The sequence below is a fragment of the Streptomyces sp. NPDC005485 genome (assembly GCF_040606085.1).
GTDB lineage: Bacteria > Actinomycetota > Actinomycetes > Streptomycetales > Streptomycetaceae > Streptomyces.
In genome coordinates, this window is sequence record NZ_JBEXDZ010000021.1 from 34,985 (window position 1) to 46,776 (window position 11,792).

An 11,792-nucleotide genomic window follows, 5' to 3' on the forward strand; every position below is an offset into this window, starting at 1 on the left:
TCCCCTCCTCAATAGTGGGCGGCGCGGAAGGAACTTTCCGCATTCCAGAAGTCCCCCTGGAGGAGTGCCCGTGCCGCCGTCAATACCGTCCCTGCGACGCGTCGCACACATCTTGCGTACCTCGTTGTTCGTGCAGGTCGCCTGCGCGCTCGTGCTCGGAATCGTCGTCGGGAAGCTGTGGCCCGACGTGGCCACGGATCTCCAGCCGCTCGGCGACGGTTTCACACGACTCATCAAGACGATCATCTCGCCGCTCGTGTTCTGCGTGGTCGTCGTCGGCATCGCGAAAGCCGGTGATCTGAAGGCCTTCGGCCGGATCGGGCTCAAGGCCCTGATCTGGTTCGAGATCGCGTCCACAGTGGCCCTGATCATCGGTCTGATCGCCGCCAATGTCGTCCAGCCCGGCTCGGGGATGCATGTCGACCCGTCCACGCTCGACACCTCGGCGGTCGACGCGAAGACGGGCGGCGGCTCGCTGCCCTCCACGACCGAGTTCATCGTGAACGCGCTTCCCACCAGTTTCATCGGTGCCTTCGCCGAGAACTCGCTGCTCCAGGTGCTGATCCTGGCCTGTCTGGTCGGCGCCGCGCTGCTGCACCTCGGACACACCAAGGTGCCGCAGGTCCTGCCCGCCGTCGAGCAGGCCCAGGAGATCATCTTCGCGGTCGTCGGCTTCGTCATGCGACTCGCCCCGGTCGCCGTGTTCGGTGCGATGGCCGTGCTGATCGGCCAGTACGGACTCGGCGTGATCGAGACGTACGCCAAGCTGATCATCCTGTGCTACGCCGCTGCCGCGCTGTTCGTCGCGCTGCTCGCCGTCGCCCTGCGCATCGTCACCGGGCTGAGCCTCTGGAAGTTCCTGCGTTACATCCGTGAGGAGATGCTCCTCGCGCTCGGCACCGCCTCCACCGAGTCCGTCATGCCGCGTGTGATGCAGAAGCTGCGCAAGGCCGGTGCCCGCGACGACGCCGTCGGCCTGGTCCTGCCGACGGGGTACTCCTTCAACCTCGACGGCGCCTCGCTCTATCTGTCCATCGGCACGCTGTTCATCGCCCAGGCCGTGGGTGTGGACCTCAGCCTGAGCCAGCAGATCACCGTGATCCTGGTCCTGATGCTCACCAGCAAGGGCATGGCGGGCATCCCCGGTTCGGCCTTCCTCGCCCTGTCCGCCACCGCCTCCTCGCTGGGCGCCATCCCCGCAGGCGCCGTCGCCCTGCTGCTCGGCGTGGACCGCATCATGGACTCGATGCGCGTCGTCACCAACCTCCTCGGCAACTGCGTCGCCGTCTTCGCCGTCTCCCGCTGGGAAGGCGCGCTGGACATCGAACGCGCGAAGAAGGTGCTGAACGGCGAGACCGTGCCTGCTCCGGAAGGCGCGGTGCTCGACGCCGCGGACGAGACCGCGAAGACCACGGTCCCTGCCCAGTCGGTCAAGGAGCCCGCGTCCGAGGTCAGTTGACCGCTTCGTCGACCGGGTGATCCGGACGGGTCGCGCGCTCCAGCTCCAGCAGTACGGAGCCGTAGCCGCGGCCCGTCGCGTGGTCCATGCCCACCTCGCACATGCGGCTCGCGGAGAGGTGCGCGTCGAAGGTCCGGGAGGCCACGAACGCCGCCTCCTTGCGCGTGGCCGACTCGGTGAGCTCCTTGTGCAGCATGCCGCGGTCGCCCGCGAAGGCGCAGCATCCGGCGTCGTCCGGCACGACCACCTCGTCGGCGCAGGCCTCGGCGAGCGTGCGCAGCTGCGCCTCGTCGCCCAAGTGGCGCATGGAGCACGTGGGATGGAGCACCGCGGAGTCCACGGTGCGGTGCACGGTGAGGCGGGGGAGCAGCTCGTCGGCGGCCCACACCAGGGAGTCGACGATCGTCAGCTCCCGGTGCAGCTCCCGGTTGTCGGCGGTGAGATACGGCACGACCTCGTGCGCGAGGCCGAGCGTGCAGGAGGAGGCGTCCACGACGAGCGGCAGTGTGCCGCCCGCCGTCCAGCCCCAGGCGGCCTCGACGATGCGATTGGCCATGACCGCGTTGCCCGCGTCGTACCCCTTGGAGTGCCAGATGGTCGCGCAGCACGTGCCCGTCACATCGTTCGGAATCCAAACCGGCCTTCCCGCGCGCGTGGCGAGTGCGACAACGGCGCGGGGGAGCGACACATCACCCGGGCCGGCGAAGATCCGGTTGACGCAGGCCGGGTAGTACACGGCGGCAGCGCCCACGCGCGCGGTGCGCGGCAGCGTGCGCGGCGCCGCTCCGGGGATGCCGCTCAGCCACTCGGGTACGAGGTCCGGCCGGACCACCTTGCGCGCCGCGCGCGTCAGGGCCGTCACCCACCGGTCGTCGAGGCGGCTGGCCACGGCCACGGCGAGCCGGGCCGACGCCTCGACACTCCGGAAGCGGCGCGCGGCCAGCGCCGCCGCCCTCTCCTCCCGCGGTGAATGCCGAGCGTGCCGGAAGTCCTTCATCAGCGCGCCCGTGTCGATGCCCACAGGGCACGCGAGGCGGCACGTCGAGTCGCCCGCGCAGGTGTCCACCGCGTCGTACCCATACGCGTCCAACAGGCCCTGCTCCACCGGGGATCCGTCCGGCTGGCGCATCATCTCCCGTCGCAGCACGATCCGTTGGCGAGGTGTGGTCGTCAGGTCCTGGCTGGGGCAGGTCGGTTCACAGAAGCCGCACTCGATGCACGGGTCGGCGATCGGCTCGACGCGGGGGATCGTCTTCAGGCCACGCAGATGTGCCTGCGGGTCGCGGTCGAGCACGATCCGCGGCGCGAGCACCCCGTCGGGGTCGATCAGCTGCTTGGTACGCCACATCAACTCCGTTGCCCGGGAACCCCATTCGAGCTCCAGAAACGGCGCGATGTTCCGCCCGGTGGCGTGCTCCGCCTTCAGCGAGCCGTCGAATCGCTCGACGGTGAGACGGCAGAAGTCGTCCATGAAGGCCGCGTAGCGACCGACATCGGCCGGCTTCGCCGCGTCGAAGGCGAGCAGGAAGTGCAGGTTGCCGTGCGCGGCATGCCCGGCGACCGCCGCGTCGAAGCCGTGTCGTGTCTGCAGACCGAGCAGCGCCTCGCAGGCCTCGGCGAGCCGCGCGGGCGGCGCCGCGAAGTCCTCGGTGATCAGCGTGGTCCCGGCGGGACGCGCACCGCCGACCGCCGCGACGAAGGCCTTGCGCGCCTTCCAGTAGCCCGCGATCGTCCTCTGGTCCCGGGTGAACGTGTTGGTCACCGAGGCGGCGGGCGTGAGGAGTTCGAGTCCTTCGAGCACACGGTCGGCCGCCTCCTCGTACGCCTCCTGCCGTGTCGCGTCGGCGGCGCGGAACTCGACCAGGAGCGCCGCCGTCGACCCTGGCAGCCCGGCCCAGTCCGCGGGTACGCCCGCCACGCTGACGGAGGCGCGCAGTGTGTTGCCGTCCATCAACTCCACGGCATGTGCGCCCGCCGCGTTGAAGAGCGGCACGGCGGCCGCGGCCGCGGGCAGGGACGGGAAGAAGAGCAGTCCCGCGGTGACGCACCGGTCCAGCGGCAGCGTGTCGAAGACGACCTCGGCGATGAAGCCGAAGGTGCCTTCGGAGCCGACCATCAGGCCGCGCAGGATCTCCACGGGCGTCGAGCCGTCCAGGAACGCGTCCAGGCGGTAGCCGTTGGTGTTCTTGATCGCGTACTTGGCGCGGATCCGGGCGACCAGCTCCGCGTCCGCCTCGATCTCCGCCTTGAGCCCCAGCAGCCCGGCGCACAGGGCGGGTTCGGCGTCCGCGAGCCGCTCGTCCGCGTTCGTCTCCGCCGTGTCGACGACTGTGCCGGTGGGCAGCACGAAGGTGAGCGAGGCGAGGGTGCGGTAGGAGTTGCGGGTGGTGCCCGCTGTCATGCCGGAGGCGTTGTTGGCGACCACCCCGCCGACCGTGCAGGCGATCGCGCTGGCCGGGTCGGGGCCGAGCACGCGCCCGTGACGGGCGAGTGCGGCGTTGGCGCGCGCGACGGTCGTGCCGGGCCCGATGCGTGCCCGCTCGCCGGCGTCGAGGACCTCGACCCCGGTCCAGTGCCGACGGACGTCGACGAGAATGTCCTCACCCTGCGCCTGGCCGTTGAGCGAGGTTCCGGCGGCGCGGAAGACGACCTCGCGGCCCTTGCCGTGCGCGTACGACAGGATGGCCGACACGTCGTCGAGGTCCTCGGGAACCACCACGACCTGCGGGACGAACCGGTAGGGGCTGGCGTCGGAGGCGTACCGGACGAGGTCCGAGATCTTGGTGAGCACCTTGTCGGCGCCGAGCAGCGCGGTCAGTTCGCTCCGCAGCGGCTCGGGGGTGCCCCCGGCGCGGTCCTCGGGCACCCGGTCGGGCGCGGGCCGGTCGGGGCGGGTGGCAGGGCGCAGCGCGTCCGGGTCCGGCTCCAGCAGGGGCATTGCGCACTCCTCACGCCAGGTGACTCAGCAGCGGCGCTCCACTTCGGGTGTGCCGTCGATCAGGGTGTCCAGCAAACCGCCGAGCACTTCGCGCTGCTCGTCCGTCAACGGTGCCAGGATCTCCTCCGCCGCGGACCGGCGCGCGCCGCGCAGCTCCCGCAGCGCCTTGCGGCCCTCGTCCGTGACCTCGATCCGGATGACCCGGCGGTTGGTGGGATCGGGGACGCGGCGGACCTTGCCGCTCGCCTCCAGACCGTCGACCAGGGTGGTCACCGCGCGGGGCACCACCTCCAGGCGCTCGGCGAGATCCGCCATGCGGGGTGGCGAGCCGTAGTGCGCGAGGGTGCGCAGCAGCCGGGACTGGGCAGGGGTGATGCCGAGTTCGCGGTGTTCCAGATGGCGCTTCTGGATGCGGTGCACGCGGCGGGTCAGCCGCAGCAACTGCTCGGCCAGCAGACCGTCGGCGTCGGGGGTGGTCATACCGGGAACAATATCAGGACCTTATTCATTGTGAGTATAGGTAACAATGAGCTAAGCTCCGTCAGTCCTCTTCATCTCACCTCCGTAGGAGCCCATTGCACCCCGACCAACCCACCTGGACCCCGTCACCTGCCGACACCGAACAGCCGCGGCAGGTGCGCCGCATCCTGAAGCTCTTCCGTCCCTATCGCGGACGGCTCACGATCGTCGGTCTGCTCGTCGGCGCCGCCTCCCTCGTCTCCGTCGCGACGCCGTTCCTCCTCAAGGAGATCCTGGACGTCGCGATCCCCGAGGGCCGCACCGGGCTGCTGAGCCTGCTCGCGCTCGGCATGATCCTCAGTGCCGTCCTCACCAGCGTCTTCGGCGTGCTGCAGACCCTGATCTCCACCACCGTGGGCCAGCGCGTCATGCACGACCTGCGGACTGCCGTCTACGGCCGGCTGCAGCGCATGTCGCTCGCCTTTTTCACGCGGACCCGCACCGGCGAGGTGCAGTCCCGCATAGCCAACGACATCGGCGGCATGCAGGCGACCGTCACCTCCACCGCCACCTCGCTGGTCTCCAACCTCACCAGCGTGGTCGCGACGATCGTCGCGATGATCGCCCTCGACTGGCGCCTCACCGCCGTCTCGCTGCTCCTGCTGCCGGTCTTCGTGTGGATCAGCCGCCGCGTCGGCAACGAACGCAAGAAGATCACCACCCAGCGCCAGAAGCAGATGGCCGCCATGGCCGCCACGGTCACCGAGTCGCTCTCCGTCAGCGGCATCCTGCTCGGCCGCACCATGGGTCGCGCCGACTCGCTCACCCGCTCCTTCTCGGAGGAGTCCGAGCGCCTGGTGGACCTCGAGGTGCGGTCGAACATGGCGGGGCGCTGGCGCATGTCCGTCATCGGCGTCGTCATGGCCGCCATGCCCGCCGTCATCTACTGGACCGCGGGTCTGGCCCTTCAGGTCGGCGGACCGGACATCTCGCTCGGCACGCTCGTCGCGTTCGTCTCGCTCCAGCAGGGCCTGTTCCGGCCCACCGTCGGCCTGCTCTCCACCGGTGTCCAGATCCAGACCTCGCTCGCGCTCTTCCAGCGCATTTTCGAGTACCTGGACCTCCCCATCGACATCACCGAGCCCGAGCACCCGGTCCACCTCGACCAGGTCAAGGGCGAGATCCGCTTCGAGGACGTCGAGTTCCACTACGACGACAAGAGCGGATCCATCCTGGAGGGCATCGACATCGCCGTGCCCGCCGGCGGCAGCCTCGCCGTGGTCGGCCCCACCGGCTCCGGCAAGTCCACCCTCAGCTATCTCGTGCCACGGCTGTACGACGTCACGGGCGGCCGCGTCACGCTCGACGGGGTGGACGTGCGCGACCTCGACTTCGACACGCTCGCGCGGGCGGTCGGCGTCGTCTCGCAGGAGACGTACCTCTTCCACGCCTCGGTCGCGGAGAACCTGCGCTTCGCCAAACCGGACGCCACCGACGAGGAACTGCGCGCGGCGGCCCGGGCGGCCCAGATCCACGACCACATCGCGTCCCTGCCCGACGGGTACGACACGGTCGTCGGCGAGCGCGGCCACCGGTTCTCCGGCGGCGAGAAGCAGCGCCTGGCCATCGCGCGCACCATCCTGCGCGACCCGCCCGTGCTCATCCTCGACGAGGCGACCAGCGCCCTGGACACCCGCACCGAGCATGCCGTGCAGGAGGCCATCGACGCGCTGTCCGCCAACCGCACCACCCTCACGATCGCGCATCGGCTGTCCACCATTCGGGGCGCCGACCAGATCGTGGTCCTCGACTCCGGGCGCGCGGTCGAACGCGGCACGCACGAGGAGCTGTTGGAGCAGGAGGGGCGGTATGCGGCCCTGGTCCACCGGGACGCCCAACTGGAGCCAACAAGATGACGATATGCCGGGTTTGTAAGCATTAGCGGGTTACCGTGCCCGCATGCAGATGAACACTCCGCCACGGAGCACGATTCGACTGACGCGCCGGGGCCGGATCGCCCTCATCGCGACCGGAGCCGTCGTGGCGGCCACCGCCGTGGCGGTGCCGCTGTTGAACGTGGAGAGCGGGGACGCGAAGCCCACGTCCCTCGTGATCCCGGAGGGCTGGCGTTCCGGTCAGGTGTACGACGCCGTCGACAAGGCGCTCACCAGGCCCCCGGGCACCACCAAGAAGGCCCTCGGCAAGGCCCACCTGAAGCTTCCGAACGACGCGGAGGGCAATCCGGAGGGCTATCTCTTCCCGGCGACGTATCCGCTCGGTGAGAAGGCGACTCCCGAGTCCCTGCTGTCGTTCATGGTCGACACCGCGAACAAGAAGTTCAACGGGGCGCCGATCGCCGCCGGAGCGCAGCGCAACGCGATGAACGTCTACCAGGCGGTCACCGTCGCGAGCATCGTGCAGGCGGAGGCCGCCACCAAGCAGGACATGGGCAAGGTCGCCCGGGTCATCTTCAACCGTCTGGGACGCGGGATGCCGCTGCAGATGGACTCCACCATCAACTACGCGCTGAACCGTTCGACCCTGAAGACCACCCAGAACGACACCCGGCTCGACAGCCCGTACAACTCGTACCAGCGCATGGGCCTGCCGCCCACGCCGATCGCCAACCCCGGCGAGGAGGCGATGCGTGCCGCGATCAACCCGACCCCGGGGGACTGGCTCTACTTCGTGACCGTCAAGCCGGGCGACACGCGCTTCACGGCGAGCTACGAGGAGCAGCAGAAGAACGTCGCCGAGTTCAACGCGCGCCGCAAGAGCGCTTCACCCGCGAAGTGACCTGGCGGGACGTCAGGCGGCGACCGGCTCCCCGGCCAGCAGTCGTCTGATGTCCCGTACGGCCGCACGTCCGGCACGGTTCGCGCCGATCGTGCTGGCCGACGGCCCGTATCCGACCAGATGGACGCGAGGATCGGCGACCGCCCGGGTCCCGTCCACGCGGATGCCGCCGCCCGGCTCGCGCATCCGCAACGGCGCCAGATGGTCGATCGCGGCGCGGAAGCCGGTCGCCCACAGGATGACGTCGGCGTCCACGTGCCGCCCGTCGTCCCACGCGACACCGTCAGGGGTGATCCGGTCGAACATCGGCTGCCGGTCCAGGACGCCGTCCGCGATCGCCTGCCGGACGGCGTCGTTCAGCGGGAGCCCGGTCACCGACACGACGCTCTTCGGCGGCAGTCCCTGGCGGACTCGCTCCTCGACGAGCGCGACGGCCGCCCGGCCGACGTCCTCGCTGAAAGGGCCCTCGCGGAAGACGGGCGGACGGCGTGTCACCCAGGTGGTCGCAGCCGCGTACGGGGCGATCTCCATCAGGTGCTGGGTGCCGGACGCGCCACCGCCCACGACGACCACGCGCAGACCGGCGAACTCCTCGGGACCGGGGTACTGCGCCGTGTGCAACTGCCGTCCCCGAAAGGTCTCCTGCCCCGGATAGCGCGGCCAGAACGGCCGGTCCCAGGTGCCCGTCGCGTTGATCAGGGCCCGCGTGGACCAGTCGCCCTCGGACGTCTCGACGAGCAGGCGGCCGCCCTCGCCCTCCCGCACGGCCCGCACGTCGACCGGCCGCCGCACCTGCAGGTCGAAGCGGTGCTCGTACGTGTCGAAGTACTCGGCGATGACCTCGGAGGACGGGCGCGCCGGGTCGGCGTCCGTCAGCTCCATGCCCGGCAGGGCGTGCATGCCATGCACCTTGCGGTACGTCAGTGACGGCCAGCGGAACTGCCACGCGCCGCCGGCCTGCGGCGCGCGGTCCAGCACGACGAAGTCACGCTCCGGCTCGAAGCCGGTGCGCCGCAGGTGATAGGCGCTGGACAGCCCGGCCTGACCCGCGCCCACCACGACGACATCGACGTCCCGCGCCTGCGCCCCAGTTTCGTTCACGCTTCTACCAACCTGGCCGGGGTCCGGGATCTTCCCGCGTCAGCGACCGATCGCCGACAGGTCGACGTGACCGCGTGCGGTGAGTTTCTCGCAGACTGGAACTCCCATCTCGCAAGGCGGGCGGGTGGCCCGTTGCGGAACTGGTGCATGGGTGAGGATGGAGACATGTCGGATGCCTTCACCACCCGTGTCCTGGACGTCGCCACGGGCTCGACGGAGCGAGTCGTCGATCTCACCCGTGACTGCGAGGCCTTCCTCGGTGAGACCGCGGCCGGCCGCGACGGTCTCCTGAACATCTACGTGCCCCACGCAACCGCCGGCATCGCCATCATCGAAACCGGCTCCGGCAGCGACGACGACCTCCTCGCCGCCCTCCACGCCCTGCTCCCCGCCGACGACCGCTGGCAACACCGCCACGGCAGTCCCGGCCACGGACGCGACCACGTCCTGCCGGCCATCGTCCCGCCCCACGCGACGCTCCCGGTGCTCGGCGGAAGGCTGGGGCTGGGGACGTGGCAGTCGGTGTGCCTCGTGGATACGAATCGGGACAATCCGAGTCGCAAGGTGCGGCTGAGCTTCCTGGGGTGAGCGAGACCGTGCCGCGCCTGTCGCGGTGGCGACCGTGACGGCCGTGGCGGTCTGTCAGGTGCGGATCGGTGTCGGTTCCGGCTCGGAGCGGGACGCCGCCGCCTGGCGGGGGAGCAGCAGCGGGGTCGCCAGCAGGAACACGCCGGCCAGACCGATGGCCGTACGCAGGCCGAGCAGGCCGCCCAGCACACCCCACAGGGCCGTCAGCAGCGCGGTCGAGGCCTTGGTCGTCACCGCCCAGGCCGACAGCGTGCGGGCGACCCGGTCGGCCGGGGTGCGCTGGAGGCGACAGGTGGCGGAGACGGGGTTGAAGACCCCGCAGCAGAAGATGAGCCCGAGCTCGACGCCCATCACCAGCAGCAGCCCGCCGGTGCCCGGTCCCAGGAAGGCCAGCCCGACGGGCCAGACCGCGCGCAGCGTACCGACCGTGACGAGGACCCGGTGCTGCCCGAACCGGCTGACGAGCGGTCGGGCCAACCGTGAGCCGAGGAGCCCGCCGATCGAGGGCGCGGCGAAGGCGAGGCCGTACTGCCACGGTGTGAACCCGAGCCGGCCGAGCATCAGGACGGCCAGCAGTGGCTGGGCGGCCATCACCAGGCCGTTGAAGAGGGCGGTGTTGAGGAACAGGGGACGCAGCGTCGCGTCGGCGAGGATGTACCGCCAGCCGTCGAGCAGATCCCCGGCCCGCATGCGCGCGGCCTCCCGGTGCTCCGGTCGCGGCTCGTGTCCGCCCATCGCGCGGATGCCCAGGGCCGAGAGCAGGTAGCTGACCGCGTCGGCCACCACTGTCGCCACCGGCCCGAGGAGCCCGATCGCCGCGCCCCCCAGCGGCGGTCCGATGATCGTGGTCGTCCAGGCCGTTGACTCGAACCGGGCGTTGGCGACGAGCAGGTCCTCGGCCGGCAACAGCGTCTTCAGGTATGCGCCGGAGGCGGCGCGGAAGGTGATGTCGGCTGCCGCGACGACGATCGAGACGAGCAGGAGCTGAAGGAAGGTGAGCACGCCGAGCGCGAACGCGGCGGGGACCGTCAGCAGCGCCGCGAAGCGCACCAGGTCCATCGCGATCAGCACCGGCCGCTTGCGGCGGAACTCCACCCACGGGCCGAGCGGCACCGCCACGGCCGCGCCGACCGCGGCCCCCACGGAGGCGAGCGCGGCGACCTCGGCCGGCCCGGCGTGCAGCACCTGGATGGCGATCAGCGGAAAGGCGCCGAAGGCGAGCCACGTGCCGAGTGCGCTGGTCCCGTACGCTCCCCAGAGCCACCCGAACCGCCGCCCCAGCCGGTGGCCGCGCAGAAGCCCCGGCCGATGTCCGAGCAGACGTCCCAGCCGGTGCCCGCTCCTCATGCCTGCCGCCCCTCGCCACTCGCCTGCACAACCGATCCGCGATCGGAAGTATCAAAGCGAGCACCGCACCCGGGGATCAAACAACCGCAGGGCCATCTGGCCACAACCAACAGTTGTACCCCTAGGGTGTCGACATGGATCTCGACACCGTCCGGACCTTCGTCGCCGCCGCCGACGCGGGGCAGTTCCAGGAGGCCGCCACCGAGCTGGCGGTCACCCAGCAGGCCGTCTCCAAACGCATCGCCGCACTGGAGCGCGACCTCGGTGTGCGACTGTTCACCCGCACACCACGCGGTGCCGAACTCACCATCGACGGGCAGGCGTTCCTGCCCCACGCGCGCGAGCTGCTGCGCATCGCCGAGCGCGCGGTCGCGTCCGTGCGCACCGGCCACCGGCCGCTGCGCGTCGACGTGATCGCCTCGCGCGGCGCCGCGTCGGGCCTGATGCGGGCCTTCCACGGCACGCACCCCGAGATCGAGCTCGACGTGGTGTGGCTGTTCGACATCGAAAGGGCCGTCGCGGCCATCCGGTCCGGTGCGATCGACGCGTCCTTCCGCGCCGTCGGCGTACCCGGTCGGCCCCTTCCCGAGGGCATCGAGTCGGTCCGGGTGCTCGACGAGCCGCTCGAACTGCTCACCGGCCCCGACCACGCGCTGGCGGGCGCCCGTTCGGTGACCCTCGCTCAGCTCGCCGGCCAACGGATCTGGATGCCCGGCATCGTCCCCGGCACCGAATGGGCCGCCTACTACGACGACCTCGTCGCCGAGTTCGGCCTCACCATCGAGGCGACCGGCCCCAACTTCGGCTCCGACGCGCTCCTCGACACCATCGCCGACACCCCGGCCCTGGCCACCTTCATGGGCGGCCGGACCCGCCTCGTATGGCCCGACGGCCACGGCCTGCGCCGCATCCCGGTGACCGACCCGACACCCGTCTACCCGCACTCGCTCCTCTGGCACCGCGACAATCCCCACCCGGCGCTGGCCACCCTCCGCGCCCACCTCGCCGCCACGACGCCCGGCCACGACGCCGCGGGCACCTGGACGCCGGGGTGGGTGATTCCGCGCTGAAGACCGCCGCGTCCGCGATCACCGTGGCCTGCCG

General features: G+C 70.9%; 9 protein-coding genes. 5 read left to right on the forward strand and 4 right to left on the reverse strand.

Annotated elements, in window-relative coordinates; genetic code table 11:
• Positions 1-70 precede the first annotated feature (70 nt).
• Positions 71-1,459, forward strand: coding sequence for a cation:dicarboxylase symporter family transporter (locus ABZS97_RS10230; protein ID WP_356135746.1), 1,389 nt, complete (start codon positions 71-73; stop codon positions 1,457-1,459).
• Here the strand turns inward: ABZS97_RS10230 and ABZS97_RS10235 are convergent.
• Both ABZS97_RS10235 and ABZS97_RS10240 read right to left on the reverse strand, forming a co-directional pair.
• Positions 1,452-4,397 carry an FAD-binding and (Fe-S)-binding domain-containing protein gene (locus ABZS97_RS10235; RefSeq protein ID WP_356135748.1) on the reverse strand — a complete coding sequence of 982 codons (2,946 nt, stop codon included), beginning with the start codon at positions 4,395-4,397 and terminating at the stop codon, positions 1,452-1,454. The two genes, ABZS97_RS10230 and ABZS97_RS10235, sit on opposite strands and share 8 nt — an antisense overlap.
• 24 nt (positions 4,398-4,421) lie before the next feature.
• Positions 4,422-4,877, reverse strand: coding sequence for a MarR family transcriptional regulator (locus tag ABZS97_RS10240; RefSeq protein ID WP_356135750.1), 456 nt, complete (start codon positions 4,875-4,877; stop codon positions 4,422-4,424).
• Between the two features lie 95 nt (positions 4,878-4,972).
• Here ABZS97_RS10240 and ABZS97_RS10245 point away from each other — a divergent pair, with 95 nt between their 5' ends.
• Positions 4,973-6,772 (forward strand): ABC transporter ATP-binding protein, encoded by a 1,800-nt coding sequence (locus tag ABZS97_RS10245; RefSeq protein WP_356135752.1) that lies wholly within the window; start codon positions 4,973-4,975, stop codon positions 6,770-6,772.
• Between the two features lie 43 nt (positions 6,773-6,815).
• Positions 6,816-7,652, forward strand: a complete 837-nt coding sequence (mltG, locus tag ABZS97_RS10250) for an endolytic transglycosylase MltG (protein ID WP_356135754.1) — start codon at positions 6,816-6,818, stop codon at positions 7,650-7,652.
• A 12-nt stretch (positions 7,653-7,664) separates the two neighbouring features.
• Here mltG and ABZS97_RS10255 read toward each other — a convergent pair whose 3' ends face one another.
• Positions 7,665-8,753 carry an NAD(P)-binding domain-containing protein gene (locus ABZS97_RS10255; RefSeq protein ID WP_356135757.1) on the reverse strand — a complete coding sequence of 363 codons (1,089 nt, stop codon included), beginning with the start codon at positions 8,751-8,753 and terminating at the stop codon, positions 7,665-7,667.
• A gap of 165 nt (positions 8,754-8,918) precedes the next feature.
• On the opposite strand from ABZS97_RS10255, the gene ABZS97_RS10260 reads away from it, so the two are divergent.
• Positions 8,919-9,341 carry a secondary thiamine-phosphate synthase enzyme YjbQ gene (locus ABZS97_RS10260; RefSeq protein ID WP_356135759.1) on the forward strand — a complete coding sequence of 141 codons (423 nt, stop codon included), beginning with the start codon at positions 8,919-8,921 and terminating at the stop codon, positions 9,339-9,341.
• Between the two features lie 54 nt (positions 9,342-9,395).
• Here ABZS97_RS10260 and ABZS97_RS10265 read toward each other — a convergent pair whose 3' ends face one another.
• Positions 9,396-10,688, reverse strand: a complete 1,293-nt coding sequence (locus tag ABZS97_RS10265; protein WP_356135761.1) for an MFS transporter — start codon at positions 10,686-10,688, stop codon at positions 9,396-9,398.
• 134 nt (positions 10,689-10,822) lie between these two features.
• On the opposite strand from ABZS97_RS10265, the gene ABZS97_RS10270 reads away from it, so the two are divergent.
• Positions 10,823-11,758, forward strand: coding sequence for a LysR family transcriptional regulator (locus ABZS97_RS10270; protein ID WP_356135763.1), 936 nt, complete (start codon positions 10,823-10,825; stop codon positions 11,756-11,758).
• Positions 11,759-11,792: the final 34 nt, after the last annotated feature.

What these genes read in the sequence shown, in the direction of transcription:
- ABZS97_RS10240 (WP_356135750.1), bottom strand. Translation starts at nt 4,877, where the DNA reads ATGACCACCCCCGACGCCGACGGTCTGCTGGCCGAGCAGTTGCTGCGG.
- mltG (WP_356135754.1), top strand. Translation starts at nt 6,816, where the DNA reads ATGCAGATGAACACTCCGCCACGGAGCACGATTCGACTGACGCGCCGG.
- ABZS97_RS10235 (WP_356135748.1), bottom strand. Translation starts at nt 4,397, where the DNA reads ATGCCCCTGCTGGAGCCGGACCCGGACGCGCTGCGCCCTGCCACCCGC.
- ABZS97_RS10270 (WP_356135763.1), top strand. Translation starts at nt 10,823, where the DNA reads ATGGATCTCGACACCGTCCGGACCTTCGTCGCCGCCGCCGACGCGGGG.
- ABZS97_RS10265 (WP_356135761.1), bottom strand. Translation starts at nt 10,688, where the DNA reads ATGAGGAGCGGGCACCGGCTGGGACGTCTGCTCGGACATCGGCCGGGG.
- ABZS97_RS10260 (WP_356135759.1), top strand. Translation starts at nt 8,919, where the DNA reads ATGTCGGATGCCTTCACCACCCGTGTCCTGGACGTCGCCACGGGCTCG.